Below are 19,054 nucleotides of genomic sequence, written 5' to 3'. Positions count from 1 at the left end.
GCCTCGTTGGTATTGGGTTTGCTGTTTGCGGTGTGGGCTACGCGTTCCATCACCACCCCCGTACAGCGTGCGGTGGAGGCTGCGGAAGAAATCAGCAAGGGCAACTTGTCTCTTCGCATTGACGCCCGGGGCAAGGACGAGGCAGCCCGCTTGCTGCGCGCGCTGTCGGAGATGCAGGAAAGCCTCTCGCGCATCGTGGGCCAGGTGCGTGAAGGCTCGCAGGGCGTTGCAGTGGCTTCTTCGGAAATCGCTTCGGGCAACAACGACCTGAGCGCCCGCACCGAGCAACAGGCCAGTGCCCTGCAGGAAACGGCTGCGTCCATGGAGCAGCTCAATTCGACCGTGCGCCAGAACGCCGACAACGCCCGCCAGGCCAACCAGTTGGCGATGAGCGCCTCCACCGTGGCGGTGCAGGGTGGTGAAGTCGTCAGCCAGGTGGTGGAGACCATGAAGGGCATCAACGACAGCTCGCGCAAGATCTCCGACATCATTGGCGTGATCGACGGTATTGCCTTTCAGACCAACATCCTGGCACTGAACGCTGCCGTGGAAGCCGCCCGCGCAGGCGAGCAAGGCCGTGGCTTTGCGGTGGTGGCCAGCGAGGTGCGCAGCCTGGCTGGTCGCTCGGCCGAGGCCGCCAAGCAGATCAAGACTTTGATCAGCGACAGCGTGGAGCGCGTAGAGCACGGTACGTCGCTGGTAGACCAAGCCGGCACCACCATGACGGAAGTGGTGGGTGCGATCAAGCGCGTGACGGACCTCATGGGTGAGATCAGCGCTGCCAGCAATGAGCAAAGCCAGGGCGTCAGCCAGGTGGGTGAAGCGGTGACCCAAATGGACCAGGTCACTCAACAAAATGCGGCCCTGGTGGAAGAAATGGCCGCAGCGGCCAGCAGCCTGAACAATCAGGCCCAGGATCTCGTCGACACCGTGGCGTTCTTTAAGCTGGCCGCAGGCGAGGAGCGTGTGGCTCGCATGCAAGCTCCGCGCATGGGCTCTGCGCCCGCATCTGCTTCGGCCCGATTCGCTGCAGCGCCCGCCGCCGCGCTGGGCCGTTCTTTCGCAGGATCAGAAGGCCCCGCATTGGGCATCAACCTGGACAACGCCATTCAAGCGCACGCCAACTGGCGGGCCAAATTGCGCACGGCCGTGGCCCAGAAGGAGTCTCTGGACGCAGACACCGTGTCGCGTGACGATTGCTGCGAGCTGGGCAAGTGGCTGCACGGCGCGGGCAGGTCGCAGTACGGCGGCAAACCGTCGTTTGTGCAGTTGCTGGAGTCGCACCGACAGTTCCACCAGGAGGCTGGCAAGGTGGCGCGCCTGATCAACCAGGGCGCTTATTCGGAAGCCGAGAAGCAGTTGGAGAACAACACCGGTTTCTCCAATGCCTCGCAAAAAGTGGGTGCTGCGGTGATCCAGCTGGCGAAGGAACTGAAGGTAAAAATGGCAGGTGCTGCCAATTCCAAGAAGGCGGCAACTGCGCCAGCAAGGCAAGTGGCCTACAGTGCCCCTGCCAAGTCCAAGGCGCCTGCGGCATCCGATGATGGAGACTGGGAGTCGTTCTAAAGCTGCACAGGCCGTTGGCTGTAGTCCACACACGGGCGGTGCAGTGAAGCGGCCTACCCATTGACCCGAAAGGCCGGTGCGTTGCACCGGCTTTTTTCTTGGGGTCAGGCTGGGTTTTGAGTTTTGCGAAAAGGCGTGCGTTCGAGCAGCGACTGCAGGTAGGCATCCACCCCTTCGCCCTCGCGTTCCAAAAAGCGTTCCACCGCATCGGCAAAAGCGGGGTGCGCCAGCCAGTGGGCACTGCTGGTCTGCACGGGCAGCAAGGCCCGCGCCATTTTGTGTTCGCCTTGGGCGCCGCCTTCAAAGCGGTGCACGCCATGCTCAATGCACCATTGCAAAGGCTGGTAGTAGCAGGCCTCAAAGTGCAGGCAGTCCACGCGTTCCAGCGCCCCCCAATAGCGCCCATAGGCGATGATTTCAGTATCTTTTTGGCCTGTAGCGCTTGCGGGACAAGCGCTGGTAGCTATCAAACTGCTAGCAATGGAGCGGCCATCGCGCTCGGCAATGAACAGCACCCAGGCTTCGGGCATGGTGCGCGCCATGTCCGCGAAGAAGGCGCGGCTCAGGTAGGGTGGGTTGCCGTGTTCGAGGTAGGTGCGTTCGTAGCAGCGGTAGAAGAAATCCCAGTCGCCTGTGCTGATGTCCTTGCCTTGCAGGCAGCGAAAAGTCACGCCTGCATCGGCCACACGGCGTCGCTCCTGTTTGATCTTCTTGCGCTTTTCCTGGGCCAGGCTGGCCAGAAAGTCGTCAAAGCTGGTGAAGCGATTTGGCATCGCCAGCCATTCCGACGTTGCTTCGCCAGACACAACAGGTGCTACAGGCGCCGTGTTTTGCCAGTGGAACTGCACGGTGTGGCGCAACATCAGGCCCTGGTCGGCGCAGGTGGCAATGTCTTCTTCTGCCGCAAACAGCAAGTGCAATGATGAGATGTCTTCTTCCATGCACCACTGGCGCGCAGCCTGCACCAGCTGTGCCCGCGCAGTGGCATCACGCGCCAGCAAGCGGGTGCCCGGCACAGGGGTGAAGGGCACGGCTACCAGCGCCTTGGGGTAATACGGCACGCCGTGTTGCTCGTAGGCGCTGGCCCAGGCCCAGTCAAACACATATTCGCCATACGAATGGGTTTTCAGGTACAGCGGGCAGGCGGCCACCAGCACCCCCGCGTCCCACAAGGTGAGGAAGCGCGGCGTCCAGCCCGTGCGCGGCGTGGCGCTGCCGCTGCTCTCCAGTGCAGCCAGGTATTCATGCCGCATGAAGGGCGTGGCGTGGGCTTGATGCGCCAGCAATGCGTTCCAGGCTTGTGGGTCCACATCGAGCACGCTCGCGTGTACGCGCGCGATAATGTGCGACTCAGCCACGGCGTGTTCTGGGGGGGCAGGCATCCATCAGGATTTTCTGCGTCAACCCCGCGGGGGCGGTGTGGGCGTTGTTCCACCAGGCCTGCAAGGCCCTTATCAATTCCATGACGCTCTCCATTTGCACAGCTCAGCTCAATTTCGTGGTGGGCGATATGCCCGGCAATGCGCAAAAGATCATTGCCGCTGCCCGCGAAGCCCATGCCTTGGGCGCGCAGCTGTTGCTGACGCCCGAGCTTGCAGTGTGTGGCTATGCGGCCGAAGACCTGTTTTTGCGCCCCGCTTTTCTTGCGGCTTGCGATGATGCCGTGAAAGCCGTGGCCCGCGAAACTGCAGGGTTACAAGGGCTGGCGATCGTGCTGGGCCACCCTCAGGCCCTGTCTGCCGATGCGGCGGCTTTCAGCGTCTGCCGCAATGCCGCCAGCGTGGTGCGCAATGGGCAGATCGAGCAGACCTATTTCAAGCGCGAGTTGCCCAACTACCAGGTGTTTGACGAGCGCCGCTACTTCGTGGCGGGGCAGGAACCGTGCGTGTTTGAAGTGGCTGGAGTGCGGGTAGGTGTGCTGATTTGCGAGGATGCCTGGTACCCGGCAGCCGCACGCGATGCAGCGGCTGCAGGGGCAGAGGTGCTGGCGGTCATCAATGCGTCGCCATTTCACCTGGGCAAGAGTGCCGAGCGCGAGCAAACCATGCGGGAGCGCGTGGCGGAGACGGGTTTGCCCCTGCTGTACGCGCATCTGGTGGGTGGGCAGGACGAAGTGGTGTTTGAAGGCCGCTCCTTTGCTTTGGGGGCAGACGGGCGCGTGGCCGGGCGCGCGCCTGGTTTTATAGAAAATCTGTTCACAGTGCGCTTGCAGCAAGCGCAGGGTGCTATTGAATTGATAGCTGATGTGGCCCCCGTGCCGAGCGCTGATGCCGACTTGTGGGACGCGCTGGTGCTGGGCGTGCGCGACTATGTCACCAAGAATGGCTTCCCTGGCGTGCTGCTGGGGTTGTCCGGTGGCATTGATTCGGCCCTGGTGCTGGCGATTGCGGTGGACGCCCTGGGGGCCGACAAAGTGCGGACGGTGATGATGCCCTCACCCTACACGGCAGACATCAGCTGGATCGACGCGCGCGACATGGCCACGCGTCTGGGCGTGCGGTACGACGAAATCTCCATCCGTCCTCAGTTCGAGGCATTCAAGTCGGCCCTGGCGCAAGAGTTTGCGGGCCTGCCCGAGGACACGACGGAAGAGAACTTGCAAGCCCGCATTCGCGGCACGTTGCTGATGGCCTTGTCCAACAAGTTTGGCCAAGTGGTGCTCACCACAGGCAACAAGAGCGAGATGGCCACAGGCTATTGCACGCTGTATGGCGACATGGCGGGCGGCTTCGCCGTCATCAAGGACGTGGCCAAGACCCGCGTGTTTGAGCTCGCACGCTGGCGCAACGCCAATGACCCGTATGGCACGGGTAGCAACCCCATTCCCGAGCGCATCATTACCCGCCCGCCCAGCGCCGAGTTGCGGCCTGATCAGAAAGACCAGGACAGCCTGCCACCTTACGAGGTGCTGGACGCTATCGTGCAGCGGTACATGGAAAATGACGAGCCCATTGAGTCCATCATCGCTGCCGGGTATGCGCGGGCAGATGTGGAGCGCGTGACGCGGCTCATCAAAATCAACGAATACAAACGCCGCCAGGCGCCCGTGGGCATTCGCGTCACAAAGCGCAGTTTTGGTAAAGACTGGCGTTACCCTATTACCAACAAGTTCCGTGCCTGAAGGTAGGTTTGACCCCTATCACTAGTCCTTCAGCGTGCCCGCCAATTTTTTATATCGCCCCAGGAGACCCCTATGAAAATGATCACCGCCGTCATCAAGCCCTTCAAACTGGAAGAGGTGCGTGAAGCGCTTGCCGAATGCGGCGTGACCGGCTTGACGGTGACCGAGGTCAAAGGTTTTGGGCGCCAAAAAGGCCACACCGAGCTGTACCGCGGCGCGGAATACGTGGTGGACTTTCTGCCCAAGGTGAAAGTGGAAGTGGTGGTGAAAACAGAGGACGTGGACCGCTGCGTCGATGCCATCGTGAACGTGGCCCGCACCGGCAAGATTGGTGACGGCAAGATCTTTGTGACCCCCGTAGAGCGCGTGGTGCGCATCCGAACCGGAGACCTGGACGACGCGGCCATCTGACGCGGCCAAAGAGATCCCGTCCGCCATCGCCGGCGCAATCTGCGCCGTTTGAAAAGGTATTTAGATCACCGCGCGCAGTGGGGTGGCCGGTTGGTCGGGGCCGCTTGCCAGCACCAGGTTGCGCAGCAATGTTGCCGGAGTCGTCTCTGTTTGCAGCAGCTCCATCTGCCACTCCCCCATAAAGCCGCTCTTCACGCTGGTCTGCAGAAACGCCATGAGACCATCGTAATAGCCCGCCACGTTCAGCAGGCCCAAAGGCTTGCCGTGGTAGCCCAGCTGGCGCCAGGTCCACACTTCAAACAGCTCTTCAAACGTGCCAATGCCGCCCGGCAGGGCTACAAAGGCATCGCTGCGCTCGGCCATCATGGCCTTGCGCTCGTGCATGTTCTGCACGATGTGCAATTCATCGCAGGCGTGGTTGGCCAGTTCCTTGTCTACCAGCGCCTGGGGAATCACGCCCACCACGCGACCGCCTGCGAGGCGCGTGGCTTCTGCCACGGTGCCCATCAATCCGCCGCGTCCGCCGCCGTACACCAGCTGACCTGAGTGTTCCCCGATCCAGCGGCCTACCTCTTGTGCGGCTTGGGCAAATGCGGGGTTCTCTCCTGGGCGTGAACCGCAGTAGACACAGATCGAAAACGTGGGTTCAGCCATGAAAAATCCTTTGAACGATAGCGGCTACCCAGATCCCGCCGCACAGCAGCAACGCCAGCAATACGGCGGCGCTGCCCATGTCCTTGGCGCGTTTGGAAAGGTCGTGCCACTCCGGGCCAATCCGATCAATCGCCGTTTCGATCCCTGTGTTGAGCAGTTCGACGATCATCACAATCACCACAGAACCGGCCAGCAAAGCGACCTCTACCCAGCTCTTGCCCAGCCAGAAGGCCAGTGGAACCAGTACCAACGCTGCCAGAGCTTCCTGGCGGAATGCGGTTTCGTGCCAGCCGGCCTTCAAACCTTCAATCGAATAACCAGCGGCATGCCAGACGCGGTTAAGCCCTTTGCGGCTTTTTTGCGCGTTGGCGGGTGATGCGGGAGGTGGGGTGGACATATGAGGTCGTCGTGGAGGGATCTGGGCGACCAAGCCGCCCCGGTATTATTTTTTGCCCGGATCAAAATGCACCAGACGGGTGCCTGCCCATGCGTCATGCCAGAACTGCTGTGCGGGATGAAAACGACTCAAAATAGCCCACATCGCTACCCATCCACCCAGCAGGACCAGCACTTCAAGGGCTGGCACACCGAAGGAATAGGCTGCCAGGGGCGGAAGGAACCATACCCAGCACAGCACGTAGCGCAACGCAGCGCGAGCTTGCGTGACTGGCGCGCCAGTGGGGCTGACTACGCGGATGTGCCAGGTTTTTTGTGCAAGCGTCTGGCCGCGCGACCAGAACCACCCGAAATAAATACCAAAGACCACAAACAGGAACCCCATGCGCAGGCCGCGGTTGGCCAATGCGTGGCGGGACTGGCTCAGCGTATCAAACAGGTACGACGCGATGAAGACCACGCCAAACATCAGAATGCCTTCGTACAGCCAGCATGCCATCCGCCGCGTGATACTGGGTGTTTGAAGCTTGCTGGACTGAGGGGCGGGCGATGGGATGGAGGAGCCGGATTCGGGAAGAGCAGACATACCTGAAGAGTATCACTGCGGCTGGTAGCCAATATCTTCCGGCCGGGGTTGCGGCGCAGGGGCTGGTGCGGGCTCCGATGCAGTCGGACCGCTCGGCAGCGGAGGCAGCGAGGAGGGGGTGGCCGAAGGCGTGGAAACCGGGGTCGTCTCCACCACAATGGGTGCCGCTGGTGCTCGGGCAGGCTCCGCTGGTGGGGTGCTTGCTGGCACGGGGACTACCACCAAGGTGCGCGGCAGGTGAGGGTCCGTCGGTGTGATCTTGGGTGGGTTGACTCGGGCCGGCCCTGCTTGCGTGGCTGCGGGAACTTGCACCAGTTTCTTGGGAGACACGGGGCGCAAAGCAGGCGCCGCTCCCGCTGGCTTGGTGGGAGCATCAGCAGCCAGTGAGCGCTTTTCTTCATCGCTCAGCGCCTGATAAGCCTCCCAGTGGGCCCGCTTGTCATTGGGTGCCAGCCGCTGCGCGTCTGCATAGTTCAGGCGTGCCTGGCTGCGTTGTCGAGCACTCAAGCTTGACCACTCGGTCATGCGGTTGTGCAGTTTCTCCTGCTCTTCAGGCGGCAACGTTTCAAAGGCCTGTGCCAGCGCAAGCCAGCGGCGCTTTTGACTTTCGCTCAAAACAGCCCATCGCTCTGCCAGCGGATAGAGCGCCAGTTTTTGGGGTGTTGTGAGGGTTTCCCAACCAGGGCCCGAGGCCATTTCGGTGAATGCCTCTGAAGGCTGAAGTACCGTAGCCGCAGCAGGCCGCAGCTTGGTAACGGGCTTGGAAGGCGCTGCAGGCAGCAGCGTGCCTGGAGCAAGAAGAACGTACTGCGCTACCTGTACGCTCGCAACCGCCATCGCGCCCAAAAGCACCAAAGCCAGCACGATGGCTGGCGTGTTGGTGAGCGCGGCGGTTTGTTCTGTTTGCATGCAGGCCGTGGGCGGAGGGTAAAAGCGCGTCAGTTGCGCGCAGCAGCAGTCTTCAAAAATTGCATGAACCCTGGATCGGCATATGCCTCAGGGGGCAGGTCGTCGGTGAGCAGGGCTGCATCCACTTCCGCCACTTCATTGAGCCCATTTTCGTCTTGGGCTGCGTTTATAGCGAATAGTCCAATCACCAGTGCCATGAGGGGGATGGCCGATACCAGCGCGTTCCACCACCCGCCGTCACCTCCGCGTCCCAAAATAGCTGTGGAGCCGGAGTGCAGCACCACGGGAGCTGCTTTGCGCACCGGTGCTACCACTTTGCGCTTGGCCAGTGCCTGCATGCGAGCGGCCCGCAGGCGTTCGCTGATGTCGTAGGGCAGGTCTTCAGTGCCTTGCGTCATCCGTGCCGCAACCCGGCGAGCAAACAGGTCTGCGGCTGCGTCGTTAGAGGGGTGGGGTGCGGTGTTCATAACTCGATTCCTTTGGCCTTGAGTGCCTTGCTCAGTGTCTGGATGGCTCTGAAACAATGTGTTTTTACGCTTCCCTCGGAACAGCCCATAGCGGCGGCCGTTTCTGCAACATCCATTTCTTCCCAGTAACGCATGAGGAACGCCTCCCGTTGACGCGCGGGGAGCTCCTGGATCTCTGTTTCTATCTCGCGAAACGTCTGGGCTCGTGTGGTTTCGTCTTCGGCGCTTTCTGCGCGCTCTCCGTTGTCTGGGCCAGAGTATGCCTCTAGCAAATCAAAATCCATGCCATCTTCGCCTGGGCCTTCGAAGTCGCTCATGTTCGAAAACAGTGCGTTGCGGGTCTTTTGCCTGCGAAACCAGTCCAGGGTGCAGTTGGAAAGGATGCGCTGGAACAGCATGGGTAGCTCTGCTACCGGCTTGTCCCCGTAGTGCTCCGACAGCTTGAGCATGCTGTCTTGCACGATGTCCAGGGCCGCCTCCTCGTTACGCACGTGGTAAAGCGAGCGCTTGAATGCGCGCTTTTCTACGCTTTTGAGGAAATCGGAGAGTTCTTGTTCAGTTGCCAAGACAAATGGGCCCGCAATGGTGCAACGCCATGGTTGGTGGTGCTAACAACACCCACAGGCTGGTAAGCCCTCGATTATCTCATTTTTGATGTTTTTTTTGAAAGGCAGCGTGTGAGCTTGTGTTGCAGTGCGATAATCTGTGAGCAATTCAAAAGGCAAACGGGTCACGGTCCGGCGCGGCAATCATCCCGCCTATGTCCTTGGCCTCAAGTTCCAAGCTGGCTTCACAAGAGCGCGTGCGAGGAGCACCCAAGGTTTTTCGTTAGAGAAATTCACAAAGGTTGATCATGGAAATTTCCAAAGCAGAACTCGCAGTGGCAGCCGCTGCACAGGCATCCGCGAACGCTTCGCAGGATCTGATGGGTTCCGAGATTCTCGTCAAGTCGCTTCAAGCAGAGAACGTTCAGTTCATCTGGGGGTACCCAGGCGGAGCTGTTCTCGATATTTACGCCGCTCTCTACAAGCAAGACACCATTCAGCATGTGCTGGTGCGCCACGAACAGGCCGCAGTGCACGCTGCAGACGGGTATGCCCGCGCCACCGGTGAAGTGGGTGTGGCATTGGTGACATCCGGCCCGGGCCTCACGAATGCCGTGACCGGCATCGCTACCGCCTACATGGACAGCATCCCGATGGTGATCATCTCTGGTCAGGTGCCCACGGCAGCCATTGGTCTGGATGCTTTCCAGGAATGCGATACGGTCGGCATCACGCGCCCCATCGTCAAACACAATTTCCTGGTCAAAGATCCGCGCGATCTGGCCATGACGCTCAAGAAGGCATTCCACATTGCCCGTTCTGGCCGTCCAGGGCCGGTGGTGGTGGATATCCCCAAGGATGTCTCTTTCAAGAAGGTGCCTTACACAGGATATCCACAAAGCGTAGAAATGCGCTCTTACAACCCCGTGCGCAAGGGCCACAGTGGCCAGATTCGCAAGGCGCTCCAGCTGCTGCTGGCCGCCAAACGTCCCTACATCTACACCGGTGGCGGCGTGTTGCTGGGCAACGCGACGAACGAGTTGCGCACGCTGGTGGATATGCTGGGTTACCCCGTCACCAACACGCTGATGGGCCTGGGGGCTTACCCGGCTTCTGACCGCAAGTTCCTCGGCATGCTGGGCATGCACGGCACCATTGAAGCCAACAACGCCATGCAGAACTGCGACGTGCTGCTGGCGGTGGGGGCGCGCTTTGATGACCGCGTGATCGGGAATCCCAAGCACTTTGCGCAAAACGATCGCAAGATCATCCACATTGATATCGATCCTTCCAGCATCTCCAAACGCGTCAAGGTGGACGTGCCGATCGTGGGCGACGTCAAAGATGTGTTGACCGAGCTGATTTCCATGATCCGCGAAAGCAGCACACGCCCCGATGCGGGTGCGCTGTCGGCTTGGTGGGACACGATTGAAGCCTGGCGCAGCCGCCAGTGCCTCAAGTACGACATGGGCTCGCCTGATGTCATCAAGCCCCAGTACGTGGTTGAAACGCTCTGGAACATGACTAAAGACGCGGATGCCTACATCACGTCGGATGTGGGTCAGCACCAGATGTGGGCTGCCCAGTATTACCGCTTTGATGAGCCGCGCCGCTGGATCAACTCGGGTGGTCTTGGCACGATGGGCGTGGGTATCCCTTACGCCATGGGTATCAAGTTGGCCAAGCCTGATGCTGAAGTGTTCTGCGTCACCGGCGAAGGCTCGGTGCAGATGAACATCCAGGAACTGTCCACCTGCCTGCAGTACAACACACCGATCAAGATTTGTGCGTTGAACAACCGTTACCTGGGCATGGTGCGCCAGTGGCAAGAGATTGAATACTCGGGCCGCTACAGCCACAGCTACATGGACGCGTTGCCCAACTTCGTGAAACTGGCAGAAGCTTATGGCCATGTGGGCTTGCTCATTGAGCGCCCTCAGGACGTGGAGCCTGCACTGCGCGAAGCCCGCAAGCTCAAGGACCGCACCGTGTTCCTGGACTTCCGTACCGATCCCACCGAGAACGTGTTCCCGATGGTGCAGGCCGGCAAGGGCATTACCGAAATGCTGCTGGGTTCGGAAGACCTTTAAGCAAAATCGGCCTCCAGCGCTTTTCTGTAAAGCGCTAGTAGCTATCTAATTGATAGCGCCTTTCGACGAATCTATTGTCTGTCAAGCCTGCGCATTACCGTGCGCAGGGGAGGGCAGCGAAAAGAGGGATCTCCTCATCATGAAACACATCATTGCCGTTTTGCTCGAAAACGAAGCGGGCGCCTTGTCCCGCGTTGTGGGCTTGTTCTCTGCCCGTGGCTACAACATCGAGTCCCTGACCGTGGCCCCCACGGAAGACCCCTCGCTGTCGCGCATGACCATCCAGACCACGGGTTCTGACGACGTGATCGAGCAGATCACCAAGCACCTGAACCGCCTGATCGAAGTGGTGAAGGTGGTGGACCTGACCGAAGGCGCCTACACCGAGCGCGAGCTCATGATGGTGAAGGTGCGTGCCGTGGGCAAGGAGCGCGAAGAGATGAAGCGCATGGCCGACATCTTCCGCGGCCGCATCATCGACGTGACCGAGAAGAGCTACACCATCGAGCTCACTGGCGATCAGTCCAAGAACGACGCCTTTTTGCAAGCCATTGACCGTGCTGCCATTCTGGAAACCGTGCGCACGGGCGCCAGCGGCATTGGCCGCGGCGAGCGCATCTTGCGCGTGTAAGACAATCCCGAACTTTTATCCTTTACAACGTATTTCAACCGGAGCTACCCATGAAAGTTTTCTACGACAAAGACTGTGATCTGAGCCTGATCAAGGGCAAGACTGTTGCCATCATCGGCTACGGCTCGCAGGGCCACGCCCACGCGCAAAACCTGAACGATAGCGGCGTGAAGGTCGTGGTGGGTCTGCGCAAAGGCGGCGCTTCCTGGGACAAGGTTGGCAAGGCTGGCCTGACCGTGATGGAAGTCAACGATGCAGTCAAGGCTGCTGACGTGGTCATGATCTTGCTGCCTGATGAGCAGATCGCCGAGGTCTACAACAACAACGTGGCCCCCAACATCAAGCAAGGTGCCTCGCTGGCCTTCGCCCACGGTTTCAACGTTCACTACAACCAGGTCGTGCCCCGCGCCGACCTGGACGTGTGGATGGTCGCCCCCAAGGCTCCCGGCCACACTGTGCGCAACACGTACACCCAAGGTGGCGGCGTGCCCCACCTGGTGGCTGTGCACCAAGACAAGTCCGGCAAGGCCCGTGACCTGGCTTTGAGCTACGCCATGGCCAACGGTGGCGGCAAGGCCGGCATCATTGAGACCAACTTCAAGGAAGAAACCGAGACCGACCTGTTCGGCGAGCAGGCCGTGCTGTGCGGCGGTGCTGTCGAGCTGATCAAGATGGGTTACGAAACCCTGGTTGAAGCTGGCTACGCTCCTGAAATGGCCTACTTCGAATGCCTGCACGAGCTCAAGCTCATCGTGGACCTGATCTACGAAGGCGGCATTGCCAACATGAACTACTCGATTTCGAACAACGCCGAGTTCGGCGAGTACGTGACCGGCCCTGAAGTGATCAATGAGCAATCGCGCGCCGCCATGCGCAATGCGCTCAAGCGTATCCAGAACGGTGACTACGCCAAGATGTTCATCCAGGAAGGCCGCTTGAACTATCCAAGCATGACCGCCCGCCGCCGCAACACCGCCGACCACAGCATCGAAGTGGTGGGCGCTCAGCTGCGCGCCATGATGCCTTGGATCGCTAAGAACAAGCTGGTGGACCAGACCCGCAACTGATCCTGCCTTGCAGAATCCAAGGGCCACTTCGGTGGCCCTTTTCATTGGTCTATCACAGCATGGGTAACGGCTACACTCGTTCTTTGCCCGTTCGAGGGCGGTGGACATCGCAGCTTCCCGGGATTCTGCGTTGCTACAAATACAATAGCTGTTTGCGCTTGTCCACAAAGCGCTGGAGGTTTGTTTGATGCACGATGGTAACGAGTCCCGCAACAACCACGGTGTCTCGGTGCGCAAGCGGCGCAAGGGTATCTATATCTTGCCCAATCTGTTCACGCTGGCGGCTTTGTTTGGGGGCTTTTATTCCGTTGTGATGGCCATGAATGGCCGCTTCGACATGGCCGCTGTGGGTGTCTTCTGTGCCATGGTGCTCGATAGCCTGGATGGGCGCGTGGCCCGCATGACCAACACCCAGAGTGCCTTTGGCGAACAGATGGATTCGCTCTCGGACATGGTGTCGTTTGGCGCCGCACCGGCCCTGATTGCCTATGAGTGGGCGTTGCAGGGTTTGGGCAATTGGGGGTGGACCGCTGCGTTTGTCTACTGTGCTTGCGCTGCGTTGCGTCTGGCTCGCTTCAATGTGAACACTGGGGTCGTGGACAAACGTTACTTCCAGGGCCTGCCATCTCCTGCGGCTGCGGCGTTGGTGGCTGGCTTTATTTGGTTGATGACCGAACTGGGCGTGCGGCCGGGTGAGGATTCTTGGCTTAGCTGGTCGCAGATCACGTGGATCATGTTTGCCTTCACGCTGTATGCGGGTCTCACCATGGTCACCAATGTGCCGTTCTACAGCTTCAAAGACGTGCAGATGAAAAAGAGCGTGCCTTTCGCAGCCATCGTGCTCATCGCGCTGGTGATTGCCGTCATCAATATCCATCCCCCCATCGTGCTGTTTGGCATTTTTGTTCTGTATGGCATGAGCGGCTATGGCGTTTATGCCTGGCGCAAGGCCAAGGGTCAGCATAGCAGTGTGATCAGCACCTCCACCGATGAGCCCGAAGAGCGTGGGCTTCACAAATGAGGGTAAGGCAGATGGATGACTTGTGCTACATTGCAATGCATGAATATGTTTGCACTGGCTCTACTGCTATCTCCCCACGGGCGGAGACGGTAGGCGCACGCGCACACTTTTTCTCAAAGGCCCGTATGCACCCGCAACGGGCCTTTTTCTTTGGGCATCCAATTTCAAGCGTTGCGGGTTAACCCCACCAGTACCAGGAGAGACGACATGGCAGACAAACTCATCATTTTCGACACCACTTTGCGTGACGGTGAACAGTCCCCCGGGGCTTCCATGACCAAAGACGAGAAGCTGCGCATTGCGCGCCAGCTGGAGCGTCTGAAGGTGGACGTGATCGAAGCCGGGTTTGCTGCCAGCTCGAACTGTGATTTTGAGGCAGTGCAGGCGATTGCCAATGCCATCAAGGACTCGACCATTTGCTCGCTGTCCCGCGCCAATGACCGCGATATTTCCCGTGCTGCCGAGGCTCTCAGGGGTGCCAATTCAGCGCGCATTCACACCTTCATCGCCACGTCTCCGTTGCACATGGAGAAGAAGCTGCGCATGACTCCGGAGCAGGTGCTTGAGCAAGCCAAGCAATCGGTACGCTTTGCCCGCAATTTGGTGGCCGACATCGAGTTCAGCCCTGAGGATGGTTACCGCAGCGAGCCAGATTTTCTGTGCCGTGTGCTGGAGGCGGTCATCGCCGAGGGCGCAACCACCATCAACGTGCCCGATACGGTGGGCTACGCAATTCCTGAGCTGTACGGCAACTTCATCAAAACGCTGCGTGAGCGCATTCCCAATAGCGACAAGGCCATCTGGTCTGTGCATTGCCACAACGACTTGGGCATGGCTGTAGCCAACTCGCTGGCCGGCGTGATGATTGGTGGTGCGCGTCAGGTGGAATGCACCATCAACGGGCTGGGCGAACGCGCTGGTAATTGCTCGTTGGAAGAAGTGGTCATGGCCATCAAAACCCGTCGTGATTACTTCAACCTGGATTTGGCGATCGACACCCAGCACATCGTGGCGGCCAGCCGCATGGTCAGCCAGACGACTGGCTTCGTGGTGCAGCCCAACAAGGCGGTGGTCGGCGCCAACGCTTTTGCACACGCTTCTGGTATTCATCAGGACGGTGTGCTCAAGGCCCGTGACACCTATGAAATCATGCGTGCGGAAGACGTGGGCTGGAGCGCCAACAAGATCGTGCTGGGCAAGCTCAGTGGGCGTAACGCCTTTAAGCAACGCTTGCAGGAACTGGGCGTCAGTCTTGAGAGCGAGACGGAACTCAACACGGCGTTCACCCGCTTCAAAGAACTTGCTGATCGCAAGAGCGAGATCTTTGATGAGGACATTCTGGCCCTGGTGAGCGATGAGAGTGTTACCAGTGAGCGCGAGCAATATGGGTTTGTGTCGTTGGCCCAGCAAAGTGAAACTGGTGAGCAGCCACGTGCCCGCGTAGTTTTCACGGTAGATGGCGTGGAAGTGCGTGGAGAGTCTGTTGGCAACGGTCCTGTGGACGCATCTTTGAAGGCCATCGAGTCGCACGTCAAAAGTGGTGCCGAGATGGTGCTCTATTCTGTGAACGCCATCAGTGGCTCCACAGAGAGTCAAGGCGAAGTGACGGTGCGACTGCAAAACAGCGGCCGCGTCGTCAACGGCGTGGGTGCCGACCCTGACATCGTGGTGGCCTCTGCCAAAGCTTATCTCAGCGCGCTGAATAAATTACAAAGTAAAGCAGACAGAGTGGCCGCCCAAGGTTGAGTAAGCAATTTATAATTCAACCAATTTCGTTAAAAGTCGTGCAAGGTCTTGATCTTGCGCGACTTTTTTTGATTCTGTACACTGCCACACATTCCTTTACGTTTGGAGCACCTGGATGCAACATCGCTTTCGCACCGCAGTGAGCCGGATTGCCTCCATCTTGGGTCTTGTCATCGTCAGTTCCGCGCTCATTGCCCCTTCCGCGAATGCCGCAGAGCGCAAGCGAGCTACCGTCAAAAAGGTGGCACCTTCAGCCACCGCCTCCACCAAAAAAACTGCAGATCGCCGTGTGGCCGTGACCCTGCGTTCTTCTGATCGCCAGGCCAACGACCGCAGGCGCGCGAGTGCGAAAGCCGGAGTTCGCCCCGTCAAGGCTTCGGCTGTTTCGCGCGCTCCGGTGGTCCCGGCCAAGTTGTCATTTGGGCAGATGGCTGGGTTGCACGAGGTGTCTGATCCCCTGGATTTGAAGTCGAGCGTTGCTTTGGTCATTGACCAAGATACGCGTGAAGTGTTGCTGAGCAAGAACGATCATGCTGTTTTGCCGATTGCGTCCCTCACTAAACTGATGACAGGTCTCATCATCAGCGAGGCCAAGTTACCGATGGATGAACCCATCACCATCACCCAGGATGATGTAGACACAGAGAAGGGAAGCCGGTCCCGTTTGAGCGTGGGTACTACTCTGACCCGTGGCGAGATGCTCCACTTGGCGTTGATGTCCAGCGAGAATCGTGCGGCGCATGCCCTCGGACGTACTTACCCCGGCGGTCTGGCTACGTTCGTGAGCCTCATGAACGCGAAGGCTCGCATGCTTGGCATGACAGATACGCGTTATGTGGAACCGACTGGTTTATCAAGCCAGAACCAAGCCAGTGCACGTGACCTTGCCACTTTGGTGAATGTGGCACACGGGGACCCAGTGCTCCGGGAGTTGTCTACGTCGCCCAGCTATGAAGTGGCTGTAGGGCGCAAGACGCTGCAGTACAACAACACGAATGGTCTGGTGAAAAACCCTACTTGGGACATCGGTCTTCAGAAGACTGGTTACATCTCGGAAGCGGGTCGTTGCTTGGTGATGCAGGCTGAGGTTGCAGGGCGCAAGCTGATCATGGTTTTCCTGGACTCTGCGGGTAAGTTCAGCCGCCTGGGAGATGCAGAGCGGGTGAGAAACTGGGTTGAGTCAGCCCGCGCTTTTGGAGCGCCCAAGATGACGGCCCAAAAAGGAAGCCACGGCTCATAGCCGGCGCTTTTGAAGCCCAAGGCATCGAAGGTGCCCTGGGCTTTGCTATTTCAGGGGCTCGCTGTGCGGCCGGGCATGTATCCCAGTGCCAATGAAATTTCTTGCGCTGTGGCCTGAAGTTTTGGCAGCCAGCCTTCGTCCAGCCGATCCGCTGGTGCAGAAATCGAAAGGCCTGCCACCAGTTTGCCTTGGTCGTCATAAACGCCGGCGGCAATGCATCGAACACCCAATTCCAGCTCTTCGTTATCACGAGCAATGCCATATTGCCGGGCTTTTGCCAACTCGCGCTCCAACATGGGTAGTTGGGTGATGCTGTTGCGGGTGTGCCCGGCTAGCCCAGTACGGGTTGCGTAAGCGCGGACGCGTTGCGGGTCATCCAGCGCCAAAAACAATTTTCCGGTAGAGGTCAAGTGCAAAGGCGCTCTGCCGCCAATGGCGCGAACCACTTGCATACCAGATCGCTCACTGTAGGCCCGTTCGATGTAAACAATTTCGTCTCCCTGGCGCATGCTCAGGTTGACGGGTTGTTGGATGAGCTTGTGCAGGTTGCGCATAGGCACCAATGCAGCATCTCGCACGCTCAAGCGGGCTTTGACGAGATTGCCCAGCTCCAACAGGCGCATTCCTAGGCGATAGCTGCCAGATTCTGGTCGATCAACAAATCGACCGATGGTCAAGTCGTTCAGGATGCGGTGTGTGGTGGAGGGGTGCAGCCCTGTCTTTTCACTGATTTCCTTCAATGAGATGGCATCTTCGCGTGAGGCTAAGACATCTATCAGGGTGAACATCCGTTCAAGGACTTGTACGCTTGGTTTCGCGGGGATATCTGAATCTGTTTTTTTCATGGGCTATGACGCAGCACGTGCTGTTGCATCTTACCTTGTGAAATGTGATCCCGCCTTGCGTGCGTGTCAGCCAGATGCCTGTCGCTGCCAGCGCTGGTCTTCCAGGATTTCGCTGGGTTTGAAGCGGGCTTTGTAAGCCATCTTTGGGCTTTCTTGGATCCAATACCCCAAGTAAACATAAGGGAGGCTCAGTTTTCGTGCCTGTGCTACCTGCCAGAGCACGTTGTAAGTCCCGTAGCTTGAACGCTCATCTGGCTCAAAGAACGTGTAGACCGCCGAAATCCCGTCATCTAGCACATCGAGAATGGAGACCATTTTGAGTGTTCCCGGTATGCCGTCATGCCCAGGCTCTCGAAATTCCACCAATCGCGAATTGACTCGGCTTTGCAGCAGAAACTGCGTGTACTGGTCAATATTGTCCTGATCCATACCGCCACCAGGATGTCGGGCTTTTTGGTAGCGCTGGTACAGCTGATAGTGCTCGGGCAGGAAGCACAAACGCAAGATGTGGGCTTGCAGGTGCTGATGGCGTGCATGCGCCCTCAGCTGACTGCGGTCAGGCAAGAACTCATCAGCAACGATGCGCAATGGCTTGCAGGCTTGGCAGCTATCGCAATATGGGCGGTAAGTGAACATGCCACTGCGCCTGAATCCCTTGTTCACCAAGTCCGAATAAACGGAATTCTGAATAAGGTGGCTGGGGGTCGCTACTTGTGAGCGTGCCACCCTGTCTGGCAGGTAGCTGCAGGGGTAGGGCGCCGTAGCGTAGTACTGCAGCGTGTGCAGTGGCAGTTCATTGAGTTGCGTCATGCCTTGTGAGTCAGCGGGGCAGTAACTGCGACCAGTATACGGATTCAAAAACCCAGAGAGGGTCCGGTTCGCTTGAAAGGGCCTGGATGTCAGCAACGAATGTTTTGCGTGGTATTTCTGCTGCGCCCAAGGATGCCAGGTGTCTGGTGTTTTGTTGACAGTCGATCCAAGGCACGCCCTGCGCTTTTGCCATGCACACCAATGCAGCCAGTGCAATTTTCGAGGCGTCTGTCGCATGTGCAAACATGGATTCGCCGAACACCGCCTTGCCCAGGGATACGAAGTAAAGACCTCCGACTAACTTGTCATCGACCCAGGTTTCCACGCTGTGCGCTACGCCCAGTGCATGAAGTTGTTCGTATGCCTCCACCATGGATGGAACGATCCACGTACCGTTTTGACCTTTCCTACTCTGGGTGGCACAAGTTCGGATCACCCGTGAGAACGCTTTGTCTACAGTGATTGAGCACGCTGGCGAATTTTGGAATTTTTTGAGAGTCTTGCGCAACGATGGGTGTAGCTTGAACTGGTTCACCTGGAGCACCATCCGTGGGTCTGGAGCCCACCAGAGTATGGGCTGACCATCGCTAAACCAGGGGAAAGTGCCTTGAGCGTAGGCACGACACAAAGTCTCGGTATCGAGTGAACCCCCTGCGGCCAGTAGTCCCGGCGCCGGTGTATCAAGTCCCCATGCGGATTCAGGTGTGGGGAATGGGTCCCCAGGGGCGAGCCAAGGCAGTGCGACGTCCATAGGTGATGCAGATAGAAATTTCCAGCGATCGGTTTAAGGATGAATAAGCTAGCGTTTTTTTAGGTGGAGTGGGCCATGATTCCGTATTTGTCGTCTGCATGGATGTTCGGGCAAAAAAAAACCCTGCACTGTGCAGTGCAGGGTTTTTAATTGGCTCCTCGACCTGGGCTCGAACCAGGGACCTACGGATTAACAGTC

At 58.8% G+C, this 19,054-nt stretch carries 19 protein-coding genes; 9 read left to right on the top strand and 10 right to left on the bottom strand.

Annotation, left to right across the window (positions count from 1 at the left end):
• Window positions 1–12 precede the first annotated feature (12 nt).
• The gene (locus AADJ04_RS02275) at window positions 13–1,566 is read left to right on the top strand and encodes a methyl-accepting chemotaxis protein (RefSeq protein ID WP_341238611.1); all 1,554 of its coding nucleotides are present in this window, start codon (window positions 13–15) and stop codon (window positions 1,564–1,566) included.
• Between the two features lie 104 nt (window positions 1,567–1,670).
• On the opposite strand, the gene AADJ04_RS02270 is transcribed toward AADJ04_RS02275, so the two are convergent.
• Window positions 1,671–2,948, bottom strand: coding sequence for a GNAT family N-acetyltransferase (locus AADJ04_RS02270; RefSeq protein WP_341238610.1), 1,278 nt, complete (start codon window positions 2,946–2,948; stop codon window positions 1,671–1,673).
• Window positions 2,949–3,028: 80 nt separating this feature from the next.
• Between AADJ04_RS02270 and AADJ04_RS02265 the strand changes: the two genes are divergently transcribed.
• On the top strand, window positions 3,029–4,687 hold the full coding sequence (locus AADJ04_RS02265; protein ID WP_341238609.1) for an NAD+ synthase: 1,659 nt from the start codon (window positions 3,029–3,031) through the stop codon (window positions 4,685–4,687).
• 72 nt (window positions 4,688–4,759) lie between these two features.
• Window positions 4,760–5,098 (top strand): P-II family nitrogen regulator, encoded by a 339-nt coding sequence (locus AADJ04_RS02260; RefSeq protein WP_044396316.1) that lies wholly within the window; start codon window positions 4,760–4,762, stop codon window positions 5,096–5,098.
• 60 nt (window positions 5,099–5,158) lie between these two features.
• Here the strand turns inward: AADJ04_RS02260 and AADJ04_RS02255 are convergent, their stop codons facing one another.
• From AADJ04_RS02255 to AADJ04_RS02230, 6 genes are read right to left on the bottom strand one after another with little or no spacing between them, the layout of a single operon-like run.
• A complete protein-coding gene (locus AADJ04_RS02255; RefSeq protein WP_066696534.1) occupies window positions 5,159–5,752 on the bottom strand; it encodes a TIGR00730 family Rossman fold protein in 594 nt (197 codons plus the stop codon).
• Complete coding sequence (locus AADJ04_RS02250; RefSeq protein WP_341238650.1) at window positions 5,745–6,149, bottom strand: diacylglycerol kinase; 405 nt, start codon at window positions 6,147–6,149, stop codon at window positions 5,745–5,747. Before AADJ04_RS02250 ends, AADJ04_RS02255 begins: the two co-directional genes overlap by 8 nt.
• Window positions 6,150–6,194: 45 nt before the next feature.
• Window positions 6,195–6,734 carry an RDD family protein gene (locus AADJ04_RS02245; RefSeq protein ID WP_082758808.1) on the bottom strand — a complete coding sequence of 180 codons (540 nt, stop codon included), beginning with the start codon at window positions 6,732–6,734 and terminating at the stop codon, window positions 6,195–6,197.
• Window positions 6,735–6,746: 12 nt separating this feature from the next.
• Window positions 6,747–7,643 (bottom strand): DUF3106 domain-containing protein, encoded by an 897-nt coding sequence (locus tag AADJ04_RS02240; protein WP_341238608.1) that lies wholly within the window; start codon window positions 7,641–7,643, stop codon window positions 6,747–6,749.
• A gap of 29 nt (window positions 7,644–7,672) precedes the next feature.
• Complete coding sequence (locus AADJ04_RS02235; RefSeq protein WP_066696526.1) at window positions 7,673–8,110, bottom strand: DUF3619 family protein; 438 nt, start codon at window positions 8,108–8,110, stop codon at window positions 7,673–7,675.
• The gene (locus tag AADJ04_RS02230) at window positions 8,107–8,676 is read right to left on the bottom strand and encodes an RNA polymerase sigma factor (protein WP_044396330.1); all 570 of its coding nucleotides are present in this window, start codon (window positions 8,674–8,676) and stop codon (window positions 8,107–8,109) included. The genes AADJ04_RS02235 and AADJ04_RS02230 overlap by 4 nt, the downstream gene beginning before the upstream one ends.
• A 287-nt stretch (window positions 8,677–8,963) precedes the next feature.
• On the opposite strand from AADJ04_RS02230, the gene AADJ04_RS02225 reads away from it, so the two are divergent.
• From AADJ04_RS02225 to AADJ04_RS02200, 6 genes are all read left to right on the top strand, one after another.
• On the top strand, window positions 8,964–10,745 hold the full coding sequence (locus AADJ04_RS02225) for an acetolactate synthase 3 catalytic subunit (protein ID WP_341238607.1): 1,782 nt from the start codon (window positions 8,964–8,966) through the stop codon (window positions 10,743–10,745).
• A gap of 139 nt (window positions 10,746–10,884) precedes the next feature.
• Window positions 10,885–11,376 (top strand): acetolactate synthase small subunit, encoded by a 492-nt coding sequence (gene ilvN, locus AADJ04_RS02220; RefSeq protein WP_044396337.1) that lies wholly within the window; start codon window positions 10,885–10,887, stop codon window positions 11,374–11,376.
• Window positions 11,377–11,426: 50 nt separating this feature from the next.
• Window positions 11,427–12,443 (top strand): ketol-acid reductoisomerase, encoded by a 1,017-nt coding sequence (ilvC, locus tag AADJ04_RS02215; protein ID WP_044396339.1) that lies wholly within the window; start codon window positions 11,427–11,429, stop codon window positions 12,441–12,443.
• 187 nt (window positions 12,444–12,630) lie between these two features.
• A complete protein-coding gene (gene pssA, locus AADJ04_RS02210; protein WP_066787937.1) occupies window positions 12,631–13,464 on the top strand; it encodes a CDP-diacylglycerol--serine O-phosphatidyltransferase in 834 nt (277 codons plus the stop codon).
• Between the two features lie 207 nt (window positions 13,465–13,671).
• A complete protein-coding gene (locus tag AADJ04_RS02205) occupies window positions 13,672–15,210 on the top strand; it encodes a 2-isopropylmalate synthase (RefSeq protein ID WP_341238606.1) in 1,539 nt (512 codons plus the stop codon).
• A 115-nt stretch (window positions 15,211–15,325) separates the two neighbouring features.
• Window positions 15,326–16,450 (top strand): serine hydrolase, encoded by a 1,125-nt coding sequence (locus tag AADJ04_RS02200; RefSeq protein ID WP_341238605.1) that lies wholly within the window; start codon window positions 15,326–15,328, stop codon window positions 16,448–16,450.
• 50 nt (window positions 16,451–16,500) lie between these two features.
• Here AADJ04_RS02200 and AADJ04_RS02195 read toward each other — a convergent pair whose 3' ends face one another.
• The 3 genes from AADJ04_RS02195 to aat all read right to left on the bottom strand — a co-directional run bounded on the left by AADJ04_RS02195 (window position 16,501) and on the right by aat (window position 18,856).
• The gene (locus AADJ04_RS02195) at window positions 16,501–17,295 is read right to left on the bottom strand and encodes an IclR family transcriptional regulator (protein ID WP_341238604.1); all 795 of its coding nucleotides are present in this window, start codon (window positions 17,293–17,295) and stop codon (window positions 16,501–16,503) included.
• 66 nt (window positions 17,296–17,361) lie between these two features.
• On the bottom strand, window positions 17,362–18,105 hold the full coding sequence (locus tag AADJ04_RS02190) for an arginyltransferase (RefSeq protein ID WP_207374353.1): 744 nt from the start codon (window positions 18,103–18,105) through the stop codon (window positions 17,362–17,364).
• Window positions 18,106–18,115: 10 nt separating this feature from the next.
• Entirely contained in the window at window positions 18,116–18,856 is a 741-nt protein-coding gene (gene aat, locus AADJ04_RS02185) for a leucyl/phenylalanyl-tRNA--protein transferase (protein WP_341238603.1), read from the bottom strand.
• Window positions 18,857–19,054: the final 198 nt, after the last annotated feature.

This window comes from uncultured Acidovorax sp. (assembly GCF_964021665.1).
Taxonomy (GTDB): Bacteria; Pseudomonadota; Gammaproteobacteria; order Burkholderiales; family Burkholderiaceae_C; genus Acidovorax; species Acidovorax temperans.
Note: the sequence above shows the minus strand (reverse complement) of the source record. Positions and strands in the feature narration are given on the sequence as shown.